General features: G+C 61.7%; 29 protein-coding genes. 14 read left to right on the top strand and 15 right to left on the bottom strand.

Annotated elements, in window-relative coordinates:
* Positions 1-58 precede the first annotated feature (58 nt).
* Positions 59-556: an NUDIX hydrolase gene (locus ACIQWP_RS24905; RefSeq protein ID WP_402793358.1), complete on the bottom strand. Its 498-nt coding sequence runs from the start codon at positions 554-556 to the stop codon at positions 59-61.
* Positions 557-821: 265 nt separating this feature from the next.
* On the opposite strand from ACIQWP_RS24905, the gene ACIQWP_RS24900 reads away from it, so the two are divergent.
* Positions 822-1,730: a LysR substrate-binding domain-containing protein gene (locus ACIQWP_RS24900; protein WP_402793357.1), complete on the top strand. Its 909-nt coding sequence runs from the start codon at positions 822-824 to the stop codon at positions 1,728-1,730.
* Positions 1,731-1,855: 125 nt separating this feature from the next.
* Positions 1,856-3,019 (top strand): adenosylhomocysteinase, encoded by a 1,164-nt coding sequence (locus ACIQWP_RS24895; RefSeq protein ID WP_402793355.1) that lies wholly within the window; start codon positions 1,856-1,858, stop codon positions 3,017-3,019.
* 3 nt (positions 3,020-3,022) lie between these two features.
* Here the strand turns inward: ACIQWP_RS24895 and ACIQWP_RS24890 are convergent, their stop codons facing one another.
* Together ACIQWP_RS24890 and ACIQWP_RS24885 are read right to left on the bottom strand one after the other, a co-directional pair.
* The gene (locus ACIQWP_RS24890) at positions 3,023-3,586 is read right to left on the bottom strand and encodes an O-acetyl-ADP-ribose deacetylase (protein ID WP_402793353.1); all 564 of its coding nucleotides are present in this window, start codon (positions 3,584-3,586) and stop codon (positions 3,023-3,025) included.
* A 29-nt stretch (positions 3,587-3,615) separates the two neighbouring features.
* Positions 3,616-4,512, bottom strand: a complete 897-nt coding sequence (locus tag ACIQWP_RS24885) for a LysR family transcriptional regulator (RefSeq protein WP_402793351.1) — start codon at positions 4,510-4,512, stop codon at positions 3,616-3,618.
* 120 nt (positions 4,513-4,632) lie between these two features.
* Here ACIQWP_RS24885 and ACIQWP_RS24880 point away from each other — a divergent pair, with 120 nt between their 5' ends.
* The 3 genes from ACIQWP_RS24880 to glcF are packed head-to-tail and all read left to right on the top strand — an operon-like array spanning position 4,633 to position 8,600.
* Entirely contained in the window at positions 4,633-6,072 is a 1,440-nt protein-coding gene (locus tag ACIQWP_RS24880; protein ID WP_402793348.1) for an FAD-linked oxidase C-terminal domain-containing protein, read from the top strand.
* On the top strand, positions 6,069-7,268 hold the full coding sequence (locus ACIQWP_RS24875; protein WP_402793346.1) for an FAD-binding protein: 1,200 nt from the start codon (positions 6,069-6,071) through the stop codon (positions 7,266-7,268). The genes ACIQWP_RS24880 and ACIQWP_RS24875 overlap by 4 nt, the downstream gene beginning before the upstream one ends.
* 12 nt (positions 7,269-7,280) lie before the next feature.
* Positions 7,281-8,600, top strand: a complete 1,320-nt coding sequence (gene glcF / locus ACIQWP_RS24870) for a glycolate oxidase subunit GlcF (protein WP_402793344.1) — start codon at positions 7,281-7,283, stop codon at positions 8,598-8,600.
* Here glcF and ACIQWP_RS24865 read toward each other — a convergent pair.
* The 4 genes from ACIQWP_RS24865 to ACIQWP_RS24850 form a co-directional block, all read right to left on the bottom strand.
* Positions 8,597-8,965, bottom strand: coding sequence for a DUF6881 domain-containing protein (locus tag ACIQWP_RS24865; protein WP_402793342.1), 369 nt, complete (start codon positions 8,963-8,965; stop codon positions 8,597-8,599). The two genes, glcF and ACIQWP_RS24865, sit on opposite strands and share 4 nt — an antisense overlap.
* 56 nt (positions 8,966-9,021) lie before the next feature.
* Entirely contained in the window at positions 9,022-9,693 is a 672-nt protein-coding gene (locus ACIQWP_RS24860) for an outer membrane protein (RefSeq protein ID WP_402793340.1), read from the bottom strand.
* A gap of 316 nt (positions 9,694-10,009) precedes the next feature.
* Positions 10,010-10,708 (bottom strand): L,D-transpeptidase, encoded by a 699-nt coding sequence (locus tag ACIQWP_RS24855; protein WP_402793338.1) that lies wholly within the window; start codon positions 10,706-10,708, stop codon positions 10,010-10,012.
* A 218-nt stretch (positions 10,709-10,926) separates the two neighbouring features.
* Complete coding sequence (locus ACIQWP_RS24850) at positions 10,927-11,709, bottom strand: L,D-transpeptidase (protein WP_402793336.1); 783 nt, start codon at positions 11,707-11,709, stop codon at positions 10,927-10,929.
* A gap of 302 nt (positions 11,710-12,011) precedes the next feature.
* Between ACIQWP_RS24850 and ACIQWP_RS24845 the strand changes: the two genes are divergently transcribed.
* Together ACIQWP_RS24845 and ACIQWP_RS24840 are read left to right on the top strand one after the other, a co-directional pair.
* Positions 12,012-12,641 (top strand): DNA-3-methyladenine glycosylase I, encoded by a 630-nt coding sequence (locus ACIQWP_RS24845; protein ID WP_402793334.1) that lies wholly within the window; start codon positions 12,012-12,014, stop codon positions 12,639-12,641.
* Positions 12,638-13,162 carry a hypothetical protein gene (locus ACIQWP_RS24840; protein WP_402793332.1) on the top strand — a complete coding sequence of 175 codons (525 nt, stop codon included), beginning with the start codon at positions 12,638-12,640 and terminating at the stop codon, positions 13,160-13,162. The genes ACIQWP_RS24845 and ACIQWP_RS24840 overlap by 4 nt, the downstream gene beginning before the upstream one ends.
* Before the next feature lie 3 nt (positions 13,163-13,165).
* Here ACIQWP_RS24840 and ACIQWP_RS24835 read toward each other — a convergent pair whose 3' ends face one another.
* Positions 13,166-13,870, bottom strand: coding sequence for an HAD family hydrolase (locus tag ACIQWP_RS24835; protein WP_402793330.1), 705 nt, complete (start codon positions 13,868-13,870; stop codon positions 13,166-13,168).
* Positions 13,871-14,166: 296 nt separating this feature from the next.
* On the opposite strand from ACIQWP_RS24835, the gene ACIQWP_RS24830 reads away from it, so the two are divergent.
* Positions 14,167-15,216, top strand: coding sequence for an aldo/keto reductase (locus tag ACIQWP_RS24830; protein WP_402793328.1), 1,050 nt, complete (start codon positions 14,167-14,169; stop codon positions 15,214-15,216).
* Between the two features lie 47 nt (positions 15,217-15,263).
* On the opposite strand, the gene ACIQWP_RS24825 is transcribed toward ACIQWP_RS24830, so the two are convergent.
* The gene (locus tag ACIQWP_RS24825; RefSeq protein ID WP_402793326.1) at positions 15,264-16,289 is read right to left on the bottom strand and encodes an NAD(P)-dependent alcohol dehydrogenase; all 1,026 of its coding nucleotides are present in this window, start codon (positions 16,287-16,289) and stop codon (positions 15,264-15,266) included.
* 108 nt (positions 16,290-16,397) lie between these two features.
* Here ACIQWP_RS24825 and ACIQWP_RS24820 point away from each other — a divergent pair, with 108 nt between their 5' ends.
* Complete coding sequence (locus tag ACIQWP_RS24820; RefSeq protein WP_402793324.1) at positions 16,398-17,300, top strand: LysR family transcriptional regulator; 903 nt, start codon at positions 16,398-16,400, stop codon at positions 17,298-17,300.
* Positions 17,301-17,342: 42 nt separating this feature from the next.
* On the opposite strand, the gene ACIQWP_RS24815 is transcribed toward ACIQWP_RS24820, so the two are convergent.
* Complete coding sequence (locus ACIQWP_RS24815) at positions 17,343-17,642, bottom strand: YciI family protein (protein WP_402793322.1); 300 nt, start codon at positions 17,640-17,642, stop codon at positions 17,343-17,345.
* Positions 17,643-17,726: 84 nt separating this feature from the next.
* On the opposite strand from ACIQWP_RS24815, the gene ACIQWP_RS24810 reads away from it, so the two are divergent.
* Positions 17,727-18,611 carry a LysR family transcriptional regulator gene (locus tag ACIQWP_RS24810; RefSeq protein WP_402793320.1) on the top strand — a complete coding sequence of 295 codons (885 nt, stop codon included), beginning with the start codon at positions 17,727-17,729 and terminating at the stop codon, positions 18,609-18,611.
* Between the two features lie 40 nt (positions 18,612-18,651).
* On the opposite strand, the gene ACIQWP_RS24805 is transcribed toward ACIQWP_RS24810, so the two are convergent.
* The 3 genes from ACIQWP_RS24805 to ACIQWP_RS24795 form a co-directional block, all read right to left on the bottom strand.
* Positions 18,652-19,020: a DUF305 domain-containing protein gene (locus ACIQWP_RS24805; protein ID WP_402793318.1), complete on the bottom strand. Its 369-nt coding sequence runs from the start codon at positions 19,018-19,020 to the stop codon at positions 18,652-18,654.
* Positions 19,021-19,093: 73 nt separating this feature from the next.
* Entirely contained in the window at positions 19,094-19,471 is a 378-nt protein-coding gene (locus ACIQWP_RS24800; protein WP_402793316.1) for a hypothetical protein, read from the bottom strand.
* Positions 19,472-19,540: 69 nt separating this feature from the next.
* A complete protein-coding gene (locus tag ACIQWP_RS24795; protein ID WP_402793314.1) occupies positions 19,541-20,068 on the bottom strand; it encodes a 2'-5' RNA ligase family protein in 528 nt (175 codons plus the stop codon).
* A 125-nt stretch (positions 20,069-20,193) separates the two neighbouring features.
* On the opposite strand from ACIQWP_RS24795, the gene hisS reads away from it, so the two are divergent.
* Genes hisS through hisG form a run of 3 tightly spaced genes read left to right on the top strand, consistent with a single transcriptional unit; the run spans position 20,194 to position 23,521 of the window.
* Positions 20,194-21,708, top strand: a complete 1,515-nt coding sequence (gene hisS, locus ACIQWP_RS24790) for a histidine--tRNA ligase (RefSeq protein ID WP_402793312.1) — start codon at positions 20,194-20,196, stop codon at positions 21,706-21,708.
* Positions 21,708-22,826, top strand: coding sequence for an ATP phosphoribosyltransferase regulatory subunit (locus ACIQWP_RS24785; protein ID WP_402793310.1), 1,119 nt, complete (start codon positions 21,708-21,710; stop codon positions 22,824-22,826). Before hisS ends, ACIQWP_RS24785 begins: the two co-directional genes overlap by 1 nt.
* Positions 22,826-23,521 (top strand): ATP phosphoribosyltransferase, encoded by a 696-nt coding sequence (gene hisG / locus ACIQWP_RS24780; RefSeq protein WP_402793308.1) that lies wholly within the window; start codon positions 22,826-22,828, stop codon positions 23,519-23,521. Before ACIQWP_RS24785 ends, hisG begins: the two co-directional genes overlap by 1 nt.
* A 78-nt stretch (positions 23,522-23,599) precedes the next feature.
* Here hisG and ACIQWP_RS24775 read toward each other — a convergent pair whose 3' ends face one another.
* Complete coding sequence (locus tag ACIQWP_RS24775) at positions 23,600-24,043, bottom strand: DoxX family protein (protein ID WP_402793306.1); 444 nt, start codon at positions 24,041-24,043, stop codon at positions 23,600-23,602.
* A gap of 211 nt (positions 24,044-24,254) precedes the next feature.
* On the opposite strand from ACIQWP_RS24775, the gene ACIQWP_RS24770 reads away from it, so the two are divergent.
* Positions 24,255-24,962 (top strand): glutathione binding-like protein, encoded by a 708-nt coding sequence (locus ACIQWP_RS24770; protein WP_402793304.1) that lies wholly within the window; start codon positions 24,255-24,257, stop codon positions 24,960-24,962.
* Between the two features lie 52 nt (positions 24,963-25,014).
* Here the strand turns inward: ACIQWP_RS24770 and ACIQWP_RS24765 are convergent, their stop codons facing one another.
* Positions 25,015-25,461 carry a hypothetical protein gene (locus ACIQWP_RS24765; protein WP_402793302.1) on the bottom strand — a complete coding sequence of 149 codons (447 nt, stop codon included), beginning with the start codon at positions 25,459-25,461 and terminating at the stop codon, positions 25,015-25,017.
* Positions 25,462-25,795 lie beyond the last annotated feature (334 nt).

Below are 25,795 nucleotides of genomic sequence, written 5' to 3'. Positions count from 1 at the left end.
GATAGGGCACGCAACATCCACCACGCATACTGGCACAGTTTTTTGTGAGTAATGTGGCTTACTTCGCCTGCGCTGCCGCGGGAGCGGCCGCCATCCGTTGCGCGAAGGCGAGAATGAGATCACGCAGCTCCGGCTCGCGCACGCGCTCGGCCGCCACCTCGCAGGAGACCCACTCCAGCGAGCGTTCGCCCTTTTCCTTGAAATGCTTTGCGAGCTCGTTGACTTCGAGAGCGTAGACCTGCACGCGGCACGGCACCTCAATGCCGTCCTTCAGCACCTTGTCGTAGCCGAACGAGCCGAGCGGCTCCGTCTCCACCGTGCCACGTACGCCGGCTTCTTCATAGGCTTCGCGTGCCGCAACCTCATGGGAGAGCTTGCCCGGCATCGGCCACCCCTTCGGAATGACCCAGCGGCCGGTGTCGCGGCTGGTCAGCAGCAGCACCTCGAGGTCACCCGTCTTCTTCTTCACCCGATAACAGAGCGCAGCATATTGCTGTCGCGGCGGACGCCGAAACATGAGTTGCACATCATTTGCTATGCGGGTCAGAAAGGCCAATTGTCGGTTCACCTTTTGGGAGTTGGAGTGAAGGATCGATTCTATATTATCATCGTGTGGAAAAATTTTGCGCTCCATAGAGCGCTATATGGTATTTCCCCACAAATTTATTGAGTGCTGCTTAGATAAAAATGCGAAGATTTGTCTTCTGATATTCGCCAGTGATTGCGCTGAAAGCGACATTCAACAGCATTTTCGTGCCGCAGATGGCGCAATTGCTTGTGCGTGGCCGTTTTCATTCTGGAAAGAAAGAAAAGACCCTACCATGTCCGGACGCATCCCGCCTCGACGCCTGCCGCCTTTGAACGCGCTTCGCGCCTTCGACGCCGTGGCGCGGCGCGGCAGCATCCTCAAGGCGGCCGACGAGCTCGGCGTCGTGCGTGGCGCCGTCCGGCAGCAGCTGAACCAATTGGAAGCCCATTTCGGCGTGTCCTTGTTCGATCGGGAGAATGGCAGGCTGGTGTTGACGGCAAAGGGCAGGGCGTTTGCCGATTCCGTCGGCGTCGCCTTCGGCATCCTGACGCGGGCGTCGGCAGAGCTTTCGATCGGAGGCCGGCGGTCGATCCGGCTCGGGGTGCCTTCGGCCTTCGCCGTTTGGTGGCTGATGCCGCGCGCCGCCGCGTTGCAGGCAGCGCTTCAGGATATCGATATAGACATCGTGCCGATGGCGATGGTGGAGCCGCTTGCCAAGCGCGCCGACCTGGAAGCCGTCATCATGGGCGGTGAATACAGGCCGATGCGCGATATCACCGCCATTCGCTTCATGGAGGATGAATTCGGCCCGGTCGCGACGGCTCATGCTGCCGATCGCCTTGGGCTTGCCGCCGGCGTTTCGGCGCTCGCCGGGGCCGTCGCTCTCGCAAGTCGTTCCGCCCCGAGCCTGTGGGAGGATTGGTTTGCCGAAAGCGGTCACGCGCCTATCCACTTTGCCGGCAATCGCGAATTCGAGGATCTGCTGCTGGCGATCGGTGCCGCTCGCTCTGGCCTCGGGGTTGCCATCGCGCCGCGCACCGCCATCGGCGAGGATATCGATCGCGGCGAACTGGTCGCGCCCTTTGGCTTCATCCGAAGACCGGCGGGCTACAGCCTCAGTATTCGCAGCAGCGATGTCAAGGACCCGGCTCTCGTCCGGCTGGCGGATTGGCTGAGTGGAGCAGGCGCCGAACAGGTTTAGCGAAGCATCCGCCCGGTGGATGCACATGGCAGATTTTCTGCCATGCAACGCATTGCAATGTCCATCGACACGCCCTTTGCCACCATGCGAGATCGCTAGACCGAACAAGCCGGCAGGAGCGCATCATGGATCAGTCTTCTTCTCTTTCCCGTATCGACTGGGTGGCGCGCAGCTGCCGCCTGCTCGCTGCCACGGTGGCGGAATTCCGCGACACCCGACCCTTTGCCGGTCTGACCATCGGCACTGGCATACATCTGGAGCCGAAGACGGTCGCGCTGCTGATGACGCTGCGTGCCGGCGGCGCGGGTCTCGTCTGTACCGGCAATCTCAACAGCACCCAGCCGGAAACCGTCGACTATCTGCGCGCCCAGGGCATCAAGGTCTTTGCGACGCAGACCCGCGATGCCGAGGAGCATGGTGCCAGCCTCGACGCGATCCTGGCGGAAAGACCGGACCTGCTGCTCGACAATGGCGGCGATCTCTTCGCCCGCGCAGCCGACAAGCCCTATGCCAACCTGCTTGGGGGCACCGAGGAAACCACATCCGGCCGCACCCGGCTGATCTCTATGCGCGACAGGCTCAACATGCCGATCCTCGTCATCAACGACAGCCCGATCAAGCAATTCGCCGAAAACCGGCATGCCGTCGGACAGAGCATGTTCGAAAGCTATCTGCGCTTCACCAATCGCTCCACCAATGGCAAGCGCGTCACCGTCTTCGGCTACGGCGCCTGCGGCAAGGGCACGGCGGCGTGCTTTCGCAATGCGTTTTCCGCCGTCAGCGTCGTCGATATCGATCCGGTCACGACGCTTGAAGCGCATCTCGACGGCTTCTCGACGCCGCTGCGTGAAGCGGCGATCCGTTCCGCCGATGTGCTGGTCACCGTGACAGGCTATGCGGATATCGTCACCGTCGCCGATCTGCCTTTAATCAAGGACGGTGCGATCCTGATGAATGGCGGCCACTTCCCGTATGAGATCGATGTCGAAGCATTCCGCAGCAGCCCCGATGTTATCGGTGTCGACCGCTACGAGGCTGAGCAGATCGAGACTGTCCACATGCGCGATGGCCGCGCTTTTCACATTCTGGGCAGTGGCCATATGGCCAATCTGGCCGGCCCGCGTCCGCTGGGGAATACCGTCGAATCCATGGATCTCGGCTTTGCGCTGCAGGCCCGATGCCTGGAACGGGTCGCCAAGGGTGGCCTTGGGAAGGAAGCCTGCGTCATCCCGGTTCCCTCTGATATCGATGCCTTGGTCGCCTCCGCCTATCTTGATCTGGCGCGCTAAGCGTCAGGTTTTGGCCAGAGCCTGCGGCAGCAATCGATCGTAGAGCGCCGCCATCTCGTCGCCAAAGCAGCAGAAGATGATCTCCTCGAAGGCAGCATCCCTGCTTTCGGCAAGGGTAGTGCGGATCGCGATCCCTGCAGCCGGCTCGGCGGGAAAGCGGTAGATGCCAGTGGAGATCGCGGGAAAGGCAATGGTCTTCATACCGTGCCGCCGCGCAAGACCGAGGCTGTTGCGATAGCAGCCGGCGAGCAGCTCTTCTTCGCCATGGTCGCCGCCGTTCCAGACGGGGCCGACCGTATGGATCACATGCCTTGCCAGCAGGCGATATCCGCCTGTCATCTTTGCCTGCCCGGTCTTGCAGCCGTTCAACGTCCAGCATTCCGCGACAAGGTCCGGCCCGGCGGCGCGATGGATCGCGCCATCAACGCCACCGCCTCCGAGCAGGCTGCTGTTGGCGGCGTTGACGATGGCATCGACCCTGAGCTGCGTGATGTCGCCGAGCGTCACGGTGAAGCGCATCTTCGAATTCGGGTCAAGATCCGAACGGATGGTTTCAGGCGCGGACATGATGGTCTCCTCGAACCTCGAAAGGGCTCTCATCGCTCCCAATAGGGAACAGGGCCGTAAAGTTCCGCCAGAAAATCGATGAAGACGCGCACTTTTGCGGGCAGGAACTGCCGGCTGGGATAGACGGCCGAGAGCGTGACATTGTGCGAGCCTTCATAGGCCGGCAGGACCTGCACGAGGCGGCCGTCGTGCAGTTCCGGACCGATATCCCAGGTAGAGCGCAGCGCGATACCGAGGCCGGCGATGACGGCTTCGCGCACGACCTCGCTGGAATTGGTGATGAGCCTGCCCTCCGGCCGGAAGATCAGGCTGCCCTTCGGCCCCTCCAGCCGCCACGGGTCGAGATTGTGCGCCGGCAGGCAGATATGCCGGCGCAGATCATCGATATCATCAGGCATGCCGTGCGCGCCGATATAGGCAGGCGAAGCGCAGAGCACCCGGCGCACCGGCGCAAGCCTGCGGGCGACGAGGCTCGAATCGGTGAGTTCGGCGATGCGGATGGCAAGATCGAAGCCGCCGCCGACGATATCCACGAATTCGTCGCTCAGCACCAGATTGAGCGCCAGTTCGGGGTGTGCCTGCATGAAGGATTTCAGATGCGGCGCGATGTGCAGACGGCCGAAGGATGTCGGGGCGGAGATCTTCAGCGTGCCGTGCATCTGGGAAGAGCGCCCGGCAATATAGGCTTCCGCCTCTTCCAACCCGGCGAGGATGGCAAGCACGCGGTCGTAGAAGCCCTGGCCTGCCTCCGTCAGCGAAATCTGCCGCGTGGTGCGCTGCAAAAGCCGGGTGCCGAGCTTGTCTTCGAGGCGCTTGATGCGTTTGGAAATGACGGCGGGCGAAAAGCCGAGCGCTCGGCCGGTCAAGGACATGCTGCCGGTCGCAACGACGCTGGCGAAGATTTCAAGATCCCCTAAATTGGTCATGCACAATTATTTCCTGTTTTGGAATAAATGCTTATCATTTGCTCCAAAGTTGGGAAAGCGCTAAGCCTGTAATGAGCTAAAAGGGGCTGCGTCCGCAAACGGATGCAGGAGGAGGACGGCATGGCCGAGGCCATTTCATTTCTGGAGCCGCGTGCGGATGTTCTGGCCCGCCGCGGCGCGATCGTTGCCGATCTGACCGATCTTTTGCCGCCGGAATGTCTGATCCACGAGCCGCGCGAGCTCGTGCCCTTCGAAACCGATGCCTTCGTATCCTATCGCCGCCTGCCGCTGGCTGTCGCCCTGCCGCGCTCGACGGCGGAAGTCGCGGCCGTCATGAAATATTGCCACCGCTACGGCATTCCTGTCGTGCCGCGCGGCGCCGGCACCTCGCTGTCCGGCGGCGCGATCCCGCAGGAAGATGCCGTCGTTCTCGGCCTTTCCAAGATGAACCGCATCCTCGACGTCGACTATGCCAACCGCACCGCGACCGTGCAGGCGGGGGTGACGAACCTGCATATATCCGAAAGCGTCTCGGCCGACGGTTTCTTCTATGCGCCGGACCCGAGCTCGCAGCTCGCCTGCACCATCGGCGGCAATATCGGCATGAATTCCGGCGGCGCACACTGTCTGAAATACGGGGTCACGACGAACAATCTGCTTGGCGTCAAGCTGGTGCTGACCGACGGCGCCATCATCGATCTCGGCGGCAAGGCGCTGGATGCTGCGGGCTACGATCTGCTCGGCCTCGTCTGCGGCTCGGAAGGCCAGCTCGGCATTGTCACCGAGGCGACGGTGCGGCTCATCGCCAAGCCGGAGGGCGCCCGGCCGGTGCTCTTCGGTTTCGACAGTTCCGAGGAGGCGGGCGCTTGCGTCGCCGATGTCATCGCCGCCGGCATCGTGCCCGTCGCCATCGAATTCATGGACAAGCCGGCGATCGAGATCTGCGAGGCCTTTGCCAAGGCCGGCTATCCGCTTGATGTCGAGGCTTTGCTGATCGTCGAGGTCGAGGGGTCTGAGGCGGAAATGGACGATATGCTCGGCAGCATCGTCGCAATCGCCCGTACTCACAAGGTCAAGACGGTGCGCGAATGCCAGTCGGCGACGGAGGCTGCCCTGATCTGGAAGGGTCGGAAATCCGCCTTCGGCGCCACCGGCCGCATCGCCGATTACATCTGCATGGACGGCACGGTGCCACTCAGCCAGCTTTCCTATGTGCTGAAGAAGACGGCCGAGATCATCGACGGCTACGGTCTGCGCGTCGCCAATGTCTTCCATGCCGGCGATGGCAACATGCATCCGCTGATCCTCTTCAACGCCAATGACCCTGAGGATGCCGCCAAGGCGGAGGCGGCCGGCAACGACATTTTGCGGCTCTGCGTCGATGCCGGCGGCTGTCTCACCGGCGAGCATGGCGTCGGCATCGAGAAGCGCGACCTGATGCGCCATCAATATGCCGATGTCGATCTAGCACAGATGATGTCGGTCCGCGCCGCTTTCGATCCGGGCTGGATACTCAATCCTTCCAAGGTCTTCCCGCTCGACGGGCGCAACCCCGCATGACCGAGTTTCATCCGAGGACCGAGGCGGAAGCAGCCTCTATCATCAGCGATCACGCGGCGCGCGGAGCGGCCCTTGCTGTTGTCGGCGGCAACACGCGATCCGGCTTCGGTAACGCGGTCGCATCCGAATCGGTTCTGTCCTCGCGCGATCTTGCCGGTATCGTCGCCTACAATCCGGGCGAGATGGTCATGACCGCCCGCGCCGGCACGCCGGTCGCCGAGATCGAGGCGGCTCTTGCCGACGGCGGCCAGATGATGGCCTTCGAGCCCATGGATCATCGGCCGCTGATGGAGACGCAGGGCGAGCCGACGATCGGCGGCATTTTCGCCGCCAATATCTCGGGTCCGCGCCGGTTCGTCAGCGGTGCGGCGCGCGACAGCCTGCTCGGCGTCCGCTTCGTCAATGGCAAGGGGGAGATCGTCAAGGCCGGCGGGCGGGTGATGAAGAACGTCACCGGCCTCGACCTCGCCAAGCTGATGGCCGGTTCGCACGGAACGCTCGGACTTTTGAGCGAAGTGACGTTCCGCGTGCCGCCGCGACCGAAAACGCAGGAGACGATCGTCGTATCCGGCCTCAACGATGCGGAAGCCGCCAATGCCATGGCTGCGGCCATGGCGCTGTCGCTCGAAATATCGGGGGCTGCCCATTTGCCCCTGACGGTCGCCTGGTCCTTCCTGGACGGCAAGCTGCCGCAGGGAGAGGCGACGGTGTTGCGGATCGAGGGCCTTCCCGGCTCCGTCTCGGCCCGAGGTGAGAAGCTCGCTGCCGCGATGAACCGGCTCGGGTCCGTGAAACGTCTCCAAGAGGAGGACAGCCGCAGGCTCTGGCGCGAGATCCGCGACGTGAAGCCTTACGCGGATGCCACCTCGCGACCCGTCTGGCGCGTATCTGTCGCGCCCGGTACGGGCCACCAGCTTGTCGCGGCCCTTCGCCTGGAGGAGGGCGTCGATGCCTATTACGATTGGCAGGGCGGGCTTGTCTGGATGCGCATGGAAGCCGGGCCGGAGGGTGATATGCTCAGGCGCTACATTCACGCGCTCGGCGGCGGACACGCGACCTTGCTGCGCGCCACCCCGGCCCACCGGGCGATGACACCGGCCTTTCAGCCGCAGCCCGAGACCGTGGCGCTGCTTTCGGCGCGCGTGAAGGAAAAGTTCGATCCGGCGGGGATTCTCAATCCCGGCAAAATGGCGTGAGGGGGCTGTCTGATGCAAACCAATTTCACGCCCGCACAGCTTGCCGATCCGCATGTGGCCGAGTCCGAGGCGATCCTGCGCAAATGCGTGCATTGCGGCTTCTGCACCGCCACCTGTCCGACCTATGTGACGCTCGGCAACGAGCTCGACAGCCCGCGCGGCCGCATCTACCTCATCAAGGATATGCTGGAAAACGGGCGGGCGGCCGATGCCGAGGTGGTGACGCACATCGATCGCTGTCTCTCCTGTCTTGCCTGCACGACGACCTGTCCGTCCGGTGTCGACTACATGCACCTGATCGACCATGCGCGCGCCCATGTCGAGAACACCTACAGGCGCCCGCTGATGGACCGCCTGACCCGCAATGTGCTGGCGGCCGTCTTGCCCTATCCGGTCCGTTTCCGGCTGGCCCTTAAGCTTGCGCGCCTCGGGCGGCCGTTCAAGGGCTTGTTGAAGCGTGTTCCGGCCTTGAAGGCCTTTGCCGCCATGCTTGATCTTGCGCCTCGGAGCATCCCCGCGCCGTCGCCCTTTGCCAAGCCGGGGGTGCATGCACCGCAGGCGGCGCGGCGCGGCCGGGTGGCGATCCTGACGGGTTGCGCCCAGCCTGTCCTTGATCCGGAGATCAACGCGGCCACCATTTGCCTTCTGATCCGCCTCGGCGTCGAGGTCGTGGCGCCGGAAGGGGAGGTCTGCTGCGGCTCGCTGGTCCACCATATGGGCCGCGAGGAACAGGCGCTTGCTGCAGCCCGCGCCAATGTCGATGTGTGGATGCGCGAGATCGATGCCGGAGGGCTCGACGCCATTGTTATCACCGCATCGGGCTGCGGCACCACGATCAAGGACTACGGCCACATGCTGCGGCTCGATCCGGCCTATGCCGAAAAGGCGGCAAGGGTTTCGGCGCTCGCCAAGGACATCACCGAATATCTCGCAAGCCTCGAGCTGCCGTCGCATATGCCGCGCGGCATCACGGTCGCCTATCATTCCGCCTGTTCCATGCAGCACGGGCAGAAGATCACCACGGCGCCGAAGCTGCTGCTGAAGGCAGCCGGTTTCACGGTGCGCGATCCGGCGGAAGGGCATCTCTGCTGCGGCTCGGCGGGCACCTACAACATCATGCAGCCGGAGATTTCAGCGGAGCTGAAGGCGCGCAAGGTCAGGAATATCGAGGCGACGAAAGCCGATATCATCGCCACGGGCAATATCGGCTGCATCACGCAGATCGCCACGGGAACAACCATTCCCATCCTGCATACGGTGGAATTGCTGGATTGGGCCTATGGCGGCGAAGTTCCGGCCAAGCTGAAGGGCCTGCGGCCGTCCGGGGGCTAATGCAGCTTGTCCGGCGTAGGTAGGCGGTATGCGTGCCATTCGCCTTCGAATTTGTCTGCTGCGATGCGCGTCATGCTGATGCGCTCCTGGCCCTCTTCGAAGAAGATGCCGTCCACCAGTCCGGCGACGCCGTCGTAAAATGAGCCCTCCACCAGGCTGGTCAGGCGTTGGATGTCGTGTCCGCGCACGGAAATATCGGCAACCGACATGCAGTGTCGGCGGCCATCGGCAAACACATCGATGAGCCGCGGGACATCGCCGGCGACATCGACCTCGTAGTAGACGATGGTCGGCTCCTCGCTTTCCGGATGAATCCAGTCACATCTATAGTAGAAGAAGCTCATGTGCTGGATGATAGCACACAATCCCCCTGGCCTGAACCGGTTTGGGGGATTGATTGCGAAGGTCGGGCGAATGATCTTCAGAAGTTGAAGGAGACGCCGAAGTTAAGCGCGTGCGTGAAGACCCTGGTCTTCAGCGTGTCGCCGCTGTCGATCGAGACATCGTTCACGAAGTTGTAGTTGCCCTTATATTCGACGAAGGTCGACCAGTGCTTGGCAAACTGATAGCTGACACCGGCCTGTGCCTGCAGCGAAGCGCCGCCAAACTGGTAGTCGAAGGTCGTGCCCGAGGCGCGTGTGACTTCGACATGCGGCACGTTGATGCCGGCGCCGAGGCCGACATAAGGCGTCCAGTTACGGCTGGGGTCCTGGAAGCGGTAAAGCGCGTTTAGCGTCAGCATGTTCAGGCCGTCGGTGAATTCGAAATGCGACCAGCCGGGCGTATTGCCGAGATCGCCATAGACCTTCGCATGGGTGTAATCGAGCGACACGCCCCAGTTCGGCTTGTCGAACTGATCAAGCCACCAGATGCCGCGGAAGCCGAAATAGGGCGGCATCTTGAAGGACTTGCCCGACCAGTTCGGGTCGAAATCGGCCCCGTCCGAAGTGGTTACGTTGCCGCCCGTCGCGCCCTGTATGCCGCCATAGGCGGAAAACTGCATTTCCGCCGAGGCAGAGCTGGCGGCAAGTATAAATGCGGAAGTCGCAAGCGCGGCGAGTGCCGGCTGCCTGTTGTGAAATGCACGATACATATGAAATCCCCGGATGCCAAAGTGCTGCCATCTAAGCGCGCTTCCGTGACACTTCTATTGCAGTCACCGGTAGCCAGGCACGGGTTAGGCGCGAAAACTGTCGGCAAACTGAAGGGAATCGCCTCTTTTGCGAAGGGTCGGCTCGATAAATTGCAGGCTGTAGCGCTGGCGCAACAGCGGTCTTTGCCGGGACCTGTGCGGAACAAGCCATTGCAAGGGATGCGGGCGTTCCCGTCCAGCATGAATGGTGCCATGCCATGGTTCGGAACGCCCGCTTTTTATGCCTGATTCGAACCAGACAAATGCCTATGTCTTCTCAGCCGCCGAACAGGGTTCTCAGCACATCGACGCCGCGATCCTGATAGCTGACCTCGCCCTGTTTGTTGCCGGGGCCGACGACGATGACCTTGGTGCCCACGGGAACGCGATCGTAGAGATCCGTGACATCCTTGTTCATCATGCGGATGCAGCCGGACGACATGTTGAGGCCGATGCTCCAGGGCTGGTTGGTGCCATGGATGCGGAAAGCGGTGTCGTTGCCGTTGCGATAGAGATACATGGCGCGTGCGCCGAGCGGATTGTCCTCGCCGCCTTCCTGGTAGGCCGGCAGCTTGTGGCCCTTCTTGGCTTCGCGCACGCGCATTTCCGGCGGTGGCGTCCAGCCCGGCCACTCCGCCTTTCGGCCGACCTTGACGACGCCGGACCAGCCGAAACCGTCGCGGCCGACGCCGATGCCATAGCGCCTTGCGCGATTGTTGCCTTCGACGAGGTAGAGATACTTGTTGTTGGTATCGACGATGACGGTGCCCGGCTCCTCATTCGTCGCAAGCCGCACCATGCGCCGCTGGAACTGCGGCTTAACCTGGCCTTGCGGCTCCATCGCGACACGAACCACGTCGCCGCGTGTAGCCGGTGCCGTATAAGGTGCGGAAGCGGTGAAGGCGGCTGCATTCGACGCCGCAAGAAGACACGCCGCAACGACGCCTGTCGTCACGATCGATAATGCTGCTTTCATAATGGCATTCCCCTCGTTGAATTCGGTAGGAAACTACCGGAACCGGCGAGGGGATCAAGATCAAAATGCCCGGTGGGGAGAACTGCCTGGAAGAACCATCCTCTGTTCTATCGAAGATCAGACTATAGTCTGAATTATAGTCGAGGGCTTTCCGGCGCGGCGAAGACTGCCCCTTCGACGGAGTAGTATCGCCGCGCAGGCCCGAAAGCTCTTCGGGATTACATGACGGTGACGCGGGTGCCGACCTTGACGCGATTGTAGAGATCGATGACGTCTTCGTTGCGCAGGCGGATGCAGCCGGAGGAGACGGCATTGCCGATGGTCCAGGGCGCATTGGTGCCATGGATGCGATAGAGCGTCGAGCCCAGATACATCGCGCGCGCACCGAGCGGATTGCCTTCGCCGCCGTCCATGCGTGCCGGCAGATAATGACCCTTGGCGGCTTCGCGCGAGATCATCTCGGCGGGCGGCGTCCAATCCGGCCATTCCTGCTTGCGGGTGACGGTATGGGCGCCGGCCCACTCGAAGCCGGGCTTGCCTACGCCGACGCCGTAGCGACGCGCCTTGCCGCCATCCATCACCAGATAGAGGAAGCGGTTATTGGTGTCGATGACGATGCTGCCGGGTCTTTCCTTGGTCTGGTAGTCGACGATCTGCGGCAGGAACTGCGGATCGATCTGGCCGCGGATTGCCGGATATTGCGGACGGGCCATGGCGACCTGCTGCACGACGGGGCGCGAAAACAGTCCGCGCGGCTGCACGACCCGGCGCACCTGCGGATTGGCCTGCTGTTCCATTCCGGGATCGGCAGCGCGGCGCGCCATCGGGCGGGGGTAGACGACCGGCTGCACATTGTCGCCGCCGAGCTGCATCACCCAGGGGGCAGTCAGATCGGGGCTGACGATAACGGGCGGACGCGACTGGTAGCGATCGTCGGCAAAGGCGGTTGACGCAAGCAGGCTCAGAGCGCCCGCGGCACACAGAACGGCATGTTTCATCATCGGACAAACTCTCTACACATGGGCCGAGGATGGGCGCAAAAGCGCCCGGTCGAGACCATGGTGCCACTTGCACGCGAGCGAATGGTAAACATCTGTTCATCAAAATGCCGCGAAACCGATAAAGCTTTGTCAGGGTTACCGCCCGGTTTTGAAAGATGGTTTGCAAATGGTAAATCATGAATCGGAATGCGCGGTCGCCGAAATCAGCTTATGAATTTAAGCATTTGATTGATCTGGTTTTATCCGGTAGTTGCTTACTGGTTTCCGGTAGCGCGCGCTGAAATGGGGGACGAATCGCGAAAATGGCCGAAACGGGCATCATCACCGGCGAAGACGGCAAGGACCGCTGCTTCTGGCACGGCAACCTGCCGGAATATCAGCGCTATCACGACGAGGAATGGGGCCGCCCGGTCGTCAACGATATCAGGCTGTTCGAAAAGATCTGCCTGGAGGGCTTTCAATCGGGTCTCTCCTGGCTGACGATCCTGCGCAAGCGCGAGAACTTCCGCGCCGCCTTCGCCCGCTTCGATTTCGAGAAGGTCGCCGAATTCGGCGAGGCCGATATCGAACGCTGCCTTGCCGATGCCGGCATCATCCGCCATCGCGGCAAGATCGTCTCCACCATCAACAATGCCAGGCGCGCCATCGAGCTGCGTGACGAATTCGGATCGCTCGCCCGCTATTTCTGGAGCCACGAGCCGCCCGTTGCCGAGCGCCCCGAGCTCTTCGACCTTGCGCATCTTCGCGCCAATCCGACGACGCCCGCCTCCACCCGGATTTCGAAGGATTTGAAGAAACGCGGCTGGACCTTTGTCGGTCCGACCACGGTTTATGCCTTCATGCAGGCCATGGGCCTTGTCAACGATCACATCGAAGGCTGCTATTGCCGGAAAGAGGTGGAGGCGATGCGCAGTGCATTGGTGCGACCGTGAGGGCTGCGCTTCTCGGCCTTTCCCTGGCGATATCTGCACTGTTTGGCGCTGCCGCCGCCCAGGCTCAAACCGATACCCAGCAACAGCAATTGCCGCAGCTCGATCGCGGTGAAAAGCTCGAGAAGATCGCCTTGCCGGCGGTTCTGGAGAAGCTGACGGGCTGGACGAAGTTCGGCAAGGGCAAGGTCTACATGCTGCCGCTAAAGAAGGGCCAGCATGTGCGGATCACCTTCAGCTCGAAGAGCAAATACGCCTACATGGCGATCTTCGATCTATCGTCGAACGATGACGAATCCTTCTTCGGCACGGACGAGGACGGCAACACGGCCGACGTCACCGTCAACGAGGATACGACCTGGCTGATCAAGCCGTATTATTCGCGCGTCACCCGTCGCCGCGGTCTCGGCGCCCCTTACGAAATCCTCATCGATCCCAATCCGCCGGCCGCGCAGCAGCCTGCCGACCAGCAGAAGGATCAGGGGCCGATGCTGTTTCCTCCGCGCTCCAAGCAGGGACAGTAACGCTCAGGACAGCGCCTCGATGATGCCGTGCAGCTCGCCAAGATGGCCGATCTTGCGGAAACGCGGCGCCTCGCTCGGTTCGGCGACATGTTCGAAGGACCATGTCAGCTCGTGCGGTACGAAGACGCCATAGCTGCCGGCCGCGAGCGCCGGCACGATGTCCGATTTCAGCGAATTGCCGATCATCATTGCCCGTTCCGGCCCGTCGCCCACCTTGGAAAAGATGCGGCGATAGGTGGATGCATTCTTGTCGGAGACGATCTCGACGGCATCGAACAGATCGCCAAGCCCCGATTGGGCAAGCTTGCGTTCCTGATCGAAGAGATCGCCCTTGGTAATGACGACAAGCAGGTATTTGCCTGAAAGCGCTTCCAGCGTCTGGCGCACATGCGGCAGGGTCTCGACGGGATGGGCGAGAAGATCGCGGCCGATATCGAGAATCTGCGCAATGACGTTCGACGGTACTTCGCCCTCGGTGATCTCGATCGCCGTCTCGATCATCGAAAGGGTAAAGCCCTTTATGCCGAAGCCGTAATGGCGGAGATTGCGTTTCTCCGCCTCCAGCAGCCGCGCGGAAATGGTATCGCTTGCGGCGTGATCGGCGAGAAGGTCGGTAAATTGCAGTTCCGTCAGCCGGTAGAACTGCTCGTTCTGCCAAAGGGTGTCATCGGCATCGAAGCCGATCGTGGTCAAGGGGCGGTGCGTCATCGGTGTGTCCGTTCTGCGCATGACATGAAGGCCGGAGTCTAGTCCGCGCCCAGCTGGACGCAAGAGCAAGAGCCGGTAACCGCATCGTGATCGACCCGGGGTCTCGCGTTGAAATTGGTTTCCGGTGCATTATGTCGTTGTTGTCTCGATCGCCGCGGAGCCAGAGCCGCGCCTCGACGACTGTCCTATGACCTCTCCAGGGCAGCGCTTGCCGTGCCGAGGCCAAATTATAGCCAAGAGAATATGAGTCCACCGGCCGGAAGTATCTTCCGGCTGATCACAAGGGAATTTCTCCTATGCGTTACAATCAACTCGGCAATACCGGGCTGTTCGTTTCCGAACTTTGCCTGGGCACGATGACCTTCGGCGAAGCCAATCCCAATACTCCTTGGGGCTCGATCGCCGATGTCGATCAGGCGCTGGCCGACAGGATCGTCGAAGGCTCGCTGGCCGCGGGCGTCAACTTTATCGACACCGCCGACGTCTACTCGCTCGGCAATTCCGAAAAATTGCTCGGCCAAGCGCTGAAGAATCTCGGCGTTCCCCGCAAGGATGTCGTCATCGCCACCAAGGTCTACGGCGTCATGGGCGACAAGCCGAACGACCGCGGCGCCTCGCGCGGCCATATCATGGATTCCGTGCAGGCAAGCCTCGATCGCCTCCAGACCGATCACATCGACCTCTACCAGATCCATGCCACGGACACGGTGACGCCGATCGATGAGACGCTGCGGGCGCTGGACGATCTCGTTTCGCGCGGTCTGGTTCGCTATGTCGGCGTGTCCAACTGGCAGGCCTGGCGCATCGCCAAGGCGCTCGGCATTTCGGAGCGCCGCGGTTTCGCCCGCTTCGAGACGGTGCAGGCCTATTATTCCATCGCCGGCCGCGATCTCGAGCGCGAGATCGTGCCGCTGATGGCAGAAGAAAAACTCGGTCTCATGGTCTGGTCGCCGCTCGCCGGCGGTCTGCTGTCGGGCAAATATGGTCCCGGCGCTCCCGGCAACGGCGAAGGGCGGCGCGCGAGCTTCGATTTCCCGCCCGTCGACAAGGACCGCGCCTGGGCCTGCGTCGCCGCCATGCGCCAAGTGGCGGAAAAGCACGGCTCCAACGTCGCCACGGTGGCGCTTGCCTGGATACTGGCGAAGCCCTTCGTGACATCAATCATCATCGGCGCCAAGCGTCTCGACCAGCTCGATCAGAATCTCGCGGCCGTCAAGCTGAAGCTCGATGCCGACGACATGGCCAAGCTCGATGAAGTCAGCGCGCTTACGCCCGAATATCCCGGCTGGATGCTCGCCCGCCAGGGCGCGCTGCGCGTGCCGCAGCCGTTCGAGCCGAAGGCCTGAGACATGCAGAAGCCGGGCCGCCGCTAGAAGCGGCGGCCCGGCTGTCATTATAGCTCGATGACGATCTTGCCGAACGGGCCGCGATCGAGATGATCGAAGGCTGCAGGCACCTCGTCGAGAGCATAGCGATGGTCGATGACGGGCTTCAGGCCGATGCTGTCGACGGCGCGCACGAAATCTTCCAGCGAGCGGCGGTGGCCGACGCCGATGCCTTGCACGGTGGGAGACTTCAGCAGCAGTGGTCCAGCCGGACCGGAGATGTCAAATCCTTCGAGGACGCCGATGACGGAAATCCGGCCGTGAGGTGCGACCGCCTTCAGCGATTGGCCGAAATTCGGCCCGCCGGCGATTTCGATAATGTGGTCGATGCCACGATCGTTGGTGAGGCGATAGACTTCCTCCACCCAATCGCTCGTGTTGCGATCGATGCCGTGATGGGCTCCAAGCGCCTTGGCGCATGCGAGCTTTTCCGGTCCCGATGAGGTTACGAAGACCTCGGCGCCCTGTGCTGCGGCGATCTGCAGGCCGAACAGCGCCACGCCGCCCGTTCCCTGTACCAACACGCTGTCTCCGGGCTTGATCTTGCCACGCTCGACGAGCGCGAACCATGCCGTCAGGCCGGCGCAGGGCAAAGTGCTTGCCTCGGCATAATCGAGGCTCGTCGGCGCCGAGACGAACCAGTCTTCCGGCACTGCGATATATTCGGAGAGCACGCCGGGATAGAAGCCGCCAAGCGTCTTATAAGGAGGATTGCGGGCATCGCCGAGCGGCTTGCCGTCGATCCAGCCTGGATGGAAAGTGGAAATGACCCGATCGCCGACTGAAAATCTGGTGACATCGTCTCCGACCGCTTCGACCACGCCTGCCATGTCGGAGGCTGGCACGAAGGGAAACTGGATTTGCAGCCCCATACCGGTCTCGCGAACGAGCTTGTCGCGATAGTTGAGCGAAACGGCTTTGACCCGCACGAGGACTTCGCCGCGCGCAGGCGTCGGCACAGCCGTTTCAGTCAGGTTCAAGGGAGCGCCGACACTGATCGTCTCTAGGGTCCAGCGCTTCATGGTCTTCGTCATCATCATCTCCTGGGAGGAATGGAAGCAGAAGATGACTATATCGTTGCCTAAAGGTCGCCAGTGGCGATATAAATTCCACTAACTGGTTCCCTGAAGGAAGCAATTGCGATGAATGACATGCTCAACGGCATTCCGGAATTCGTGGAAGCGGTCGAGGCCGGCGGCTTTTCGGCGGCGGCGGCGCGTATGAACCTCTCGCGCTCGGCGATCGGCAAGACGATCGCGCGGCTGGAGCGCCGTCTGAACGTCCGCCTTTTTCACCGCACGACCCGCATGCAAAACCTGACGGATGAAGGCCAGGCCTTCTACGAGCGCTGCCGCCGGGCGCTCGACGAGATACAGTCGGGCGAGGCCATGCTCGAATCGGGCAAGCGCGAGGTCACGGGGCGCCTGCGCATCTCCATGCCTGTGCTCTTCGGCCGCTGCTGTGCGGCGCCGCAGCTGTTGGAACTGGCGCGCATCCACCCCAAGCTTGAACTGGACCTGTCCTTCAGCGATCGTGTCGTCGATCTGTTCGACGAGGGCTTCGATCTTGCCATTCGCAACGGGGTGCTACGGGACGAGGCAGGTCTTGCCGCCCGCAAGCTCACCTCCACTCGGATGATACTTTGCGCGTCTCCCGGCTATCTTGCCGCCAGAGGCACACCCCAGATCATAGCTGACCTCGGCAATCATGATCTGATTGCCTACGCGCGGTCCGGCGAGGTGAAGAAATGGACCTTCCTGCAGGACGATGGCTCAGCCGCCGAATATCTTGCCGCAACGCGCCTGCGTTTCGACGATCTGGAGGTGCTTGCGGCAGCGGCGGCGTCCGGAATGGGGATCACATGGCTGCCCTGCTGGCTGGTGCGTCAATACCTGTCTGCGGGAACACTCGTGCCGGCAATGAGGAATATTTCCAGCCGGGCCGTGGATATCTATGCGGTCTGGCCACAGACGCCGCAGCTTTCGCTGAAGATGCGCGTGGTCATCGACCTCTTGGCCCAACGACTGCCTGCGATCATGGATTGATTGCTGTGTGGAAGGCTGAAAGGCGCGCCATCCGTCACATCGTCACTTGAGGAGCACGCCCTCGGTGAACACCCGGTTCCATGCGAAAATCTGCACTGTTTTCCGGAGCCCGGCCGCCCAGAATGGATCTTCCTTCACCAGCCGGTCGACATCATCTGAGGTCCGCGCCTCGACAAGCCACAGGCCGCCGGCGAAAGCGTCACCCTCCCGGCTGAGCGGCCCCGCCGTTCTGATGGAAGCGGCATTCGCCTTCAGGAAGGCGAAGTGGCGTTGCAGATAGTCCTTGCGGATGGCGGCGGCGTTTTGCCGGTCGTCTTCGAACAGAACTGCAAATAGGGTCATGGTCATCTCCTGGCTGGATATTCTCAGTCTATGACTGTAATAATGCCGCCACACGCGGTGAATTTGCCGTCTGGAGCTGCAAAATTGCACGATATCGATTGGAACGATCTGCGTCATGTGCTGGCCCTTGCACGGGGCGGTTCCTTTGCCGCAGCCGGCAGGGCGCTTAGGACCGATGCGACGACGGTCGGCCGCCGCCTGCGCATTCTGGAGGAGCGGCTCGGCACCCCGCTGTTTTCGCGCGATGCAGGCGGCGCGATGTCACCGACGCCGACCGGCGAGATCGCGGTGGCGAAAGCCGAGACGATCGAGGCGGAAGTCATGGCTTTGTCCGGCGCATTGGACGCGGCCGATCCGATGGCGCTCGGCAGGGTGCGCCTCACGGCGGCGCCATCCTTCCTCAGCCGGTTGCTCATTCCGGCCTTGCCCGGTTTTCTGGCACGCCACTCCGGCCTGCAATTGGAACTCATAGGCGATGCCCGCAATTTCAGCCTGACCCGGCGCGAAGCAGACATGGCGCTACGTCTTGCAAGGCCCGCCGACATGGCAAATGGCAGGGTCGTCGCCAGGCGGATTGCGACCCTCGATTATGCCGTCTACGTCGCAGCCGGGCAGGAAAGTCACGCGGAAGATCTGCCCTGGATCGTCTATGAAGACGCGATGATGCATCTGCCGCACGCCCGCTGGATTGCCGCGCAGGCGGAAAAAACAGGCCGTACCAGCCCGCTTGTCGTCAATGACGCCGAAGCTCTCCTTCAGGCGGCGGCTGCAGGATTAGGGCGCGCGCTGCTGCCGAAAATCCTGGCCGAGAGTGCAGAAGGTATTTGCCGCGTCGATAGTGGCGACCGAAATCCGCCTTTGCGCGAAATGTGGCTGCTCACGCATGCCGAGCTTCGTCAGCTCGTCCGCATCCGCGCCGTTTCCGATTGGCTGGATGGGGTATTCCGCCGGCCGCATTCCGGTCGTTGAGAGAGGCGGCATGGATGCCGCCTCTCTCACTGGAGATGATTTACTTGCCGTGCTTCTTCAGCCAGGCCTTCATTTCCTTGATCTCGGCTTCCTGCGCGGTAATGACGCCTTCCGCCAGTTTGCGCAGTTCGGGGTCCTTGCCGTATTTCAGCTCGATCTTCGCCATGTCGATCGCGCCCTGATGGTGCGGGATCATGCCGCGGACGAAATCCGCATCGGCATCACCGCTGTAGGTGATCATCATGTCCTTGTGCATCTTGCCCATGGCGTCGTTGTAGGCCTTGCTGGAAGCGCTCTGGTCGCCCATGGGCTTGCTCATATCCATGCCCTGCATGTCGTCTGCATAGGCAGGAAGGGCGATGGCAAAGGCGAAAGCTCCGGCGAGGATTAGCGATTTTGACGTAGACATAGGTATTCTCTCCGTTTCTGGACGGTATCTGGATCTAAGCGGCAGCCGCTTGTTGATTGAATGCGGATGGTCGTCAGGCGAAACGGGGAGGCGGCGCCGTCGGCTGCGGCCGCGAGCCGGCAAGGCGCTGGCCCGGCGCAGGCACCGGATACGAGAAAAGATGTTTGCCGCCTGCGGCCGTAAGTGTCGGAGTCAGGGCGAGGCAGGCGGCACAGGACGCCACATGCGCCATACCGCCGGCGCAAGGGTTCTCCGGCTTCTTCTCCTGATGTTGTGCCATGTCGCGATCGCCGGACATGCCAGGCATATCGGCCATGCCTTCGTGCATGGTCATGGTCAATGCCACGGGCATTGCCATGGCGGAATCGCAGACAGGGCAATTCGCCAGCGCCGGCATGGCACCGTAGAGCAACCAGGCAATCAGCATTGTCAGGATCGCAAGCACGCGCATGAACAGAAACCTAGCCGTGCAGCCCGCGAAGGCAAGCGCGAATTGCATCGCTTGAACACTGAAAGCCGATCAAGGCCGCAATTTGACTTCTTTCAGGATTTCGACCGGTGGAAAGCTGATGCAGTCCACCACATCGAAGGTGAGCGTAAATCGGGCGTCCGTTCTAGCCGCCCATGTCAGCGCCTGGTCCGCAGAGCTCGCGGGGATCTTCATCGCGATCGTGCAATGCGGCTGCCAGCGATCCGGGCGGGAATGCTCGTGGCAGAGGACAGGGTCGATCTCGTCGTGAACGGCACGGTGTATCTCCCTAAGGACTCGATCGTCCGTCGGACGCGCCCAGAGCACCAGCATCTCGTTTGGAAAATGGCCGATACCGGAAAATTCGACTGTTAGCGGCGGCATGTTTGCGAAAGTCTTCCGAGCCGCGGCGAAAAGCGAGGATACGGCGATCTCCTGATAGACGGCAAGCGTCAGATGCGGCGGATAGTTCAGCGCCTGCATCGATGGAGCGGTTTCGAACCTGCTGGCCTCCTGCCAGAGATCCATAACCGGCGCGGCGGTATCATTCGCACATTTCAAAACGATCGCGTATGGCATGATATCTATGTCGCTCTCTTCCGCTTTTGTCGGTTTTGGTGGCCGCTAACATATAACAATCCTTGCCGCATTCCGCCCAATCCGCTAGTTAACCGCCACTGTTCCCGTACCGGATTACCCTACAGATGAGCGATAAGCAGAAGAAACCACAGAAGCTCAAGGCCCGCTTGCCGCGTGGCTTTGTCGACCGTTCGGCCAGCGACATTCGCGCCGTCAACGAGATGACCGCAAAAATCCGCGCGGTCTATGAGCATTATGGTTTCGATCCTGTCGAAACGCCGCTGTTCGAATATACCGATGCGCTCGGCAAGTTCCTGCCCGATAGCGACCGGCCGAACGAAGGCGTGTTTTCGCTTCAGGATGACGACGAGCAGTGGATGTCGCTGCGCTACGACCTGACGGCGCCGCTCGCCCGTCATGTCGCGGAGAATTTCAACGAGATCCAGCTTCCCTATCGCACCTATCGCGCCGGCTACGTTTTCCGCAACGAGAAGCCGGGCCCGGGCCGTTTCCGCCAGTTCATGCAGTTCGATGCCGACACCGTCGGCGCGCCGGGCGTTCAGGCCGATGCCGAAATGTGCATGATGATGGCCGATACGCTGGAAGCCCTCGGCATCAAGCGCGGCGATTATGTGATCCGCGTCAACAACCGCAAGGTTCTCGACGGCGTGCTGGAAGCGATCGGTCTCGGCGGCGACGACAAGGTCGGCCAACGGCTGAACGTGCTGCGCGCCATCGACAAGCTCGACAAGTTCGGTCCTGAAGGCGTTGCACTGCTGCTCGGTCCCGGCCGCAAGGATGAGTCCGGAGACTTCACCAAGGGCGCCGGCCTCGATGCCGGGCAGATCGACAAGGTGCTCTTCTTCGTCGGCATCAAGGACTATGCCGAAAGCGCCGCGCAGCTCGCCGAGCTGGTTGCCGGCACCTCGAATGGCGGCGAAGGCGTCGAGGAGCTGAATTTCATCGGCAGCCTCGTCACCAGTGCCGGCTATCAGTCGGATCGCATCAAGATCGATCCCTCCGTCGTGCGTGGCCTCGAATATTACACCGGCCCGGTCTACGAAGCCGAGCTGCTGTTCGACGTCACCAACGAGAAGGGCGAAAAGGTCGTCTTCGGTTCCGTCGGCGGCGGCGGTCGTTATGATGGCCTCGTCTCGCGCTTCATGGGCCAGCCGGTGCCGGCCACGGGCTTCTCCATCGGCGTGTCACGCCTGATGACGGCGCTGAAGAACCTCGGCAAGCTCGGTACGGAAGAGGTGATCGAGCCCGTGCTCGTCACCGTCATGGACGGCGATGTCGAGGCCATGGGTCGTTACCAGCGTTTCACGCAGCAGCTGCGCGCCGCCGGTATTCGCGCCGAGATGTTCCAGGGCAACTGGAAGAAGTTCGGCAACCAGCTGAAATATGCCGATCGTCGCGGCTGCCCGATCGCCATCATCCAGGGCGGCGACGAGCGAGCCCAGGGTGTCGTCCAGCTCAAGGACCTGATCGAGGGCAAGCGTCTCTCCGGCGAAATCGAGGACAATGCCAGCTGGCGCGAGGCGCGCGTAGCGCAAGAAACCGTGCCGGAAGCCGATTTGGTTGCCAAGGTACTGGAAATACTGGCGGCGCAGGCGGAAGATCGTAAGAGGGCAGGCTGATGCCCCTGATCAACCTTCCGGATTTTGCCGGCGATCTGCTGGATGAATTTACCGGCCGCCGGACGGAGAGGGTGGATACGCCCATCATCCAGCCGGCCGAGCCGTTTCTCGATATGGCCGGCGAGGATCTGCGCCGTCGCATCTTCATGACCGAAAGCGAGACCGGCGCCAGCCTTTGCCTGCGCCCGGAATTCACCATTCCGGTCTGCCTGCGCCATATCGAAACCGCCACCGGCACGCCGAAGCGCTATTCCTATCTCGGTGAAATCTTTCGCCAGCGCCGCGAAGGCGGCCATGAATTCTATCAGGCCGGCATTGAGGATCTGGGTGATGGCGACACGGCCAGCGCCGATGCCCGCGCCATCGGTGACGCCATCGGTATCCTGAACCGGATGGTGCCTGGCAAACCGCTCTCGGTGACGCTTGGCGATCAGGCCGTGTTCGAGGCCGTGGTCCAGGCGCTCGGCTTGCCCACAGGCTGGCAGAAGCGCCTGATCCACGCCTTCGGCAACATGATGCAGCTCGAAACCCTGCTGGCGCGTCTGGCAAGCCCGCAGCCGGTCACCGGGCTCGATCCGCATGTGTTCGACTTCCTCAGCCGTGGCGACGAGCAAGGGTTGGTCAAGCATATCGACGCCACCATGCACGCGACCGGCTATTCCACCAACGCCAGCCGCTCGCCGCAGGAAATCGCCCGCCGTCTTCGCGAGAAGCTGGTCCTGTCCGAAACCCGCCTCGACGATGCAGCCTTCGGCGTGCTGGAGGAGTTTCTGTCCTTGAGCGTGCCTCTGGTGGACGCCTCCGCCGCACTGGCCGGCTTTGCCGATGCGGCGGGACTGAATCTTGGGAGCGCATTGAAGAGCTTCGATGCGCGCGTCAAGGCGCTGGCCAAAGCCGGTGTCGACGCCGCGAAGATCGACTATCGCGCCGCCTTCGGCCGCCCGCTTGACTACTATACCGGCCTCGTCTTCGAAGTGACGGTGGAAGGATCAAGCGCCGTGCTTGCCGGCGGTGGCCGTTTCGACCGGCTGATGACCCTGCTCGGCGCCAAGGATCATATTCCGGCCGTCGGCTTCGCGCTCTGGCTCGATCGCATCGAAACCGCGAGGGCAGCCTGATGACCATTACCATTGCGCTTCCCTCCAAAGGCCGCATGAAGGACGATTGCGCCGCGGTCTTCGAGCGCGCCGGCATGCCCATCGTCGCCGTCGGCAATGACCGCTCCTATCGCGGCCGCGTCGAAGGCTGGGATGGTGTCGAGATTGCCTTCCTGTCGGCCTCGGAGATCTCGCGGGAGATCGGCAATGGCAGCGTCGATTTCGGCATTACCGGTGAAGATCTCGTGCGCGAAGGGATGGCGGAAGCCGATCGCCGCGTCGAATTCTGCGCAAGGCTCGGCTTCGGTCAGGCCGATGTTGTCGTCGCCGTGCCGGAAATCTGGCTCGATGTCGACACCATGGCCGATCTCGGCGATGTCGCCGCGGATTTCCGCACCCGTCATGGTCACCGGCTGACGGTTGCCACCAAATACTGGCGGCTGACGCAGCAGTTCTTCTCCAGCCAGCACGGCATCCAGCTCTACCGCATCGTCGAAAGCCTCGGGGCTACCGAAGGGGCACCGGCAGCGGGCTCCGCCGACATCATCGTCGACATCACCTCCACCGGATCGACGCTTAGGGCGAACCATCTGAAAGTCCTGTCGGACGGGATCATCCTGCGTTCTGAGGCTTGCCTGGTGCGCGCCCGCAAGGAAAGCCACGACGGCGATCCGATGGTCCAGCGGGTCATTTCGGCGGTGCGCGGCGCGCTCTGATCGTTCCTGTTTCTTATCGACGCAGAAAGGCCCGCCGGAGTTCCGGCGGGCCTTTTGTCTTTAGGGGATATGCAGCAATCAGGCGGTTGCGTATGCACCGCGGCGTGCGTCGACCGAGTACACGCCTGCGCCGTTGGTGGCGAGCATGATGTAGGCGCCAGCGAGCGTGATGTTCTTCAGGAAGTTGACGAAGTTCAGGCCGTTGATCCAGCCGTTGGCAGCAGCCGGGAAGTCCGGAACGTTGACGGTCGGCAGGTGGAAAAGAACGCCGGTGAAGACACAGAAGGCGGCGAGCAGCCAGCCGACGATGCGGACCTGGAAGCCAATGAGAACGCAGACGCCGGTGACGAATTCAAACGTGCCGGCAAGGTAGGTCAGCAGCGTTGCGGCCGGCATGCCGGCACCGGCGATCATGCCGGCAGTGCCTGCCGGATCGGTCAGTTTGCCGAAGCCGGCGAAGATGAACATGAAGGCGAGCAGGATGCGCGCCACAAGGATGATGATGTTGTTGGTGTTGGACATTGCGGTCTCCAATGGAAGCGGTTCGGTTTGGTGGCGACAAATTCTGGAGACAGATATCTGTGATTTTTGGGAGGCTGAAAAGATAAACAACTGCGCACAATTAGTTCACAATCATTGAACAATGGGCGTTTCGATCACTCTTCCCATGCAGGCCGTATCGGCTATGGTGGCGCCAAATCAGTCGTCAAATCATGGTTTCAGGAGCAAGCCCATGGCCGATCTTTCGTCTTTTCCGATCACGAAGCGCTGGCCCGCCAGCAATCCGGACATTATCCAGCTCTATTCGCTGCCGACGCCGAACGGCGTGAAAGTCTCGATCGCGCTGGAGGAGCTTGGATTGCCTTATGAGCCGCATCTGATCTCTTTCGGCACCAACGACCAGAAGTCGCCGGAATTCATATCGCTGAACCCGAATGGCCGTATTCCCGCGATCATCGATCCCAATGGTCCCGGCGGCAAACCGATCGGCCTGTTCGAATCGGGCGCGATCCTGGTCTATCTCGCGGAAAAGACCGGCAAGCTCATCCCGAACGATGCCGCCGGACGTTACGAGACGCTGGAATGGGTTTTCTTCCAGATGGCCGGTGTCGGCCCGATGTTCGGCCAGTTCGGCCATTTCTTCAAGTTCGCCGCCGAAAAGGTTGCCAATAACCCCTATCCGGTCGAGCGCTACCGCGATGAGGCCAAGCGCCTTCTCTGCGTGCTGGATGAACGTCTGAAAGGGCGTCAGTGGATCATGGGCGATGAATATACCATTGCCGACATCACGACCTTCCCTTGGGTTCGCGGTGTGGATGTCTTCTATGGCGGCCGCGAGGTTCTGGAGTTCGAAAGCTTCCCCTCTGTGATGGCCTGGCTGGAGCGCGCTCTTGCGCGGCCGGCAAGCCAGCGTGGCCTCAGCATTCCGAAGCGGGATTGATGATGCTTTTTGCGGAGGCGGTGGCCAGGCGCTGCCGCTAGCGCATTTCAAATCACTGCCGGGTCGCCAACTGGCTGCCCGGTTCTAGCTTGAAGCGCGGAAACAGGAAGACGCCGACCATGCTGCCGGCATGGTGTTTGTCCGCAGCAACGGATTCGCCGACGCAGAAGACCGGCTGGCGATGGCCGCCCGTGCCGAGCGTCGTCGAGGAATAGCAGAAGGAGGAGTTGGCGGTTGCCGCCTGCTCGAAGAGATCGAGAATACGCACCCGGTCATGCAGGTCATAGCAATGCATGAGGCTCAATAGGCCGCATTCCGAGGAGCTCAGCCCGTGCAGCATCGTGCTCCATTGCCCGAGCTTGATGATGCCGCTTGAAAGATCGCCCGTCCATCCCTCGGAAACACAGAACTGCGCCAGAAGATCCGGATTATGGCCTTCGAACTCCAGCGAGCCGGGTGCAAATGGTACGGAAAAATTGGCTCTGGCAATCTTGAACAAGATGATCCCCACATGAGCGCATGGTCCCCCCGCGCGCTTCACTTGAATTCCTTACCCCTCCAGATGGATGGCCTCCCTGCATTTCACGCCGCTACAAATGTGCAGAGACGTTGGCTCTGCTGATCCGTGTCGGCAATGCTTTTCGGGATGGTGCTCCAGTCTATGAAGTCATTTCAAGTAATAAATTCGAGCAGCGCTCATGCTCAAGGTCATGGCCACGCCGGGCCGCAGGTTAAGCGCGTTCAAAAGAAGTAAAAATTACGTGTATTACAGCTAACTCTCCAAAATCGCTGCGCTGCGAGTTATAGGGGCTTTTCTGAAAACAGCAATGGGC

This window comes from Rhizobium sp. NPDC090279 (genome assembly GCF_044769665.1).
Classification (GTDB): Bacteria; Pseudomonadota; Alphaproteobacteria; order Rhizobiales; family Rhizobiaceae; genus Rhizobium.
This window is presented reverse-complemented; position numbering and strand designations above follow the sequence as displayed.

What these genes read in the sequence shown, in the direction of transcription:
- ACIQWP_RS24900 (WP_402793357.1), top strand. Translation starts at nt 822, where the DNA reads ATGTCCGGACGCATCCCGCCTCGACGCCTGCCGCCTTTGAACGCGCTT.
- ACIQWP_RS24895 (WP_402793355.1), top strand. Translation starts at nt 1,856, where the DNA reads ATGGATCAGTCTTCTTCTCTTTCCCGTATCGACTGGGTGGCGCGCAGC.
- ACIQWP_RS24890 (WP_402793353.1), bottom strand. Translation starts at nt 3,586, where the DNA reads ATGTCCGCGCCTGAAACCATCCGTTCGGATCTTGACCCGAATTCGAAG.
- ACIQWP_RS24885 (WP_402793351.1), bottom strand. Translation starts at nt 4,512, where the DNA reads ATGACCAATTTAGGGGATCTTGAAATCTTCGCCAGCGTCGTTGCGACC.
- ACIQWP_RS24880 (WP_402793348.1), top strand. Translation starts at nt 4,633, where the DNA reads ATGGCCGAGGCCATTTCATTTCTGGAGCCGCGTGCGGATGTTCTGGCC.
- ACIQWP_RS24875 (WP_402793346.1), top strand. Translation starts at nt 6,069, where the DNA reads ATGACCGAGTTTCATCCGAGGACCGAGGCGGAAGCAGCCTCTATCATC.
- glcF (WP_402793344.1), top strand. Translation starts at nt 7,281, where the DNA reads ATGCAAACCAATTTCACGCCCGCACAGCTTGCCGATCCGCATGTGGCC.
- ACIQWP_RS24860 (WP_402793340.1), bottom strand. Translation starts at nt 9,693, where the DNA reads ATGTATCGTGCATTTCACAACAGGCAGCCGGCACTCGCCGCGCTTGCG.
- ACIQWP_RS24855 (WP_402793338.1), bottom strand. Translation starts at nt 10,708, where the DNA reads ATGAAAGCAGCATTATCGATCGTGACGACAGGCGTCGTTGCGGCGTGT.
- ACIQWP_RS24850 (WP_402793336.1), bottom strand. Translation starts at nt 11,709, where the DNA reads ATGATGAAACATGCCGTTCTGTGTGCCGCGGGCGCTCTGAGCCTGCTT.
- ACIQWP_RS24845 (WP_402793334.1), top strand. Translation starts at nt 12,012, where the DNA reads ATGGCCGAAACGGGCATCATCACCGGCGAAGACGGCAAGGACCGCTGC.
- ACIQWP_RS24835 (WP_402793330.1), bottom strand. Translation starts at nt 13,870, where the DNA reads ATGACGCACCGCCCCTTGACCACGATCGGCTTCGATGCCGATGACACC.
- ACIQWP_RS24830 (WP_402793328.1), top strand. Translation starts at nt 14,167, where the DNA reads ATGCGTTACAATCAACTCGGCAATACCGGGCTGTTCGTTTCCGAACTT.
- ACIQWP_RS24825 (WP_402793326.1), bottom strand. Translation starts at nt 16,289, where the DNA reads ATGACGAAGACCATGAAGCGCTGGACCCTAGAGACGATCAGTGTCGGC.
- ACIQWP_RS24820 (WP_402793324.1), top strand. Translation starts at nt 16,398, where the DNA reads ATGAATGACATGCTCAACGGCATTCCGGAATTCGTGGAAGCGGTCGAG.
- ACIQWP_RS24815 (WP_402793322.1), bottom strand. Translation starts at nt 17,642, where the DNA reads ATGACCCTATTTGCAGTTCTGTTCGAAGACGACCGGCAAAACGCCGCC.
- ACIQWP_RS24805 (WP_402793318.1), bottom strand. Translation starts at nt 19,020, where the DNA reads ATGTCTACGTCAAAATCGCTAATCCTCGCCGGAGCTTTCGCCTTTGCC.
- ACIQWP_RS24800 (WP_402793316.1), bottom strand. Translation starts at nt 19,471, where the DNA reads ATGCGCGTGCTTGCGATCCTGACAATGCTGATTGCCTGGTTGCTCTAC.
- ACIQWP_RS24795 (WP_402793314.1), bottom strand. Translation starts at nt 20,068, where the DNA reads ATGCCATACGCGATCGTTTTGAAATGTGCGAATGATACCGCCGCGCCG.
- hisS (WP_402793312.1), top strand. Translation starts at nt 20,194, where the DNA reads ATGAGCGATAAGCAGAAGAAACCACAGAAGCTCAAGGCCCGCTTGCCG.
- ACIQWP_RS24785 (WP_402793310.1), top strand. Translation starts at nt 21,708, where the DNA reads ATGCCCCTGATCAACCTTCCGGATTTTGCCGGCGATCTGCTGGATGAA.
- hisG (WP_402793308.1), top strand. Translation starts at nt 22,826, where the DNA reads ATGACCATTACCATTGCGCTTCCCTCCAAAGGCCGCATGAAGGACGAT.
- ACIQWP_RS24775 (WP_402793306.1), bottom strand. Translation starts at nt 24,043, where the DNA reads ATGTCCAACACCAACAACATCATCATCCTTGTGGCGCGCATCCTGCTC.
- ACIQWP_RS24770 (WP_402793304.1), top strand. Translation starts at nt 24,255, where the DNA reads ATGGCCGATCTTTCGTCTTTTCCGATCACGAAGCGCTGGCCCGCCAGC.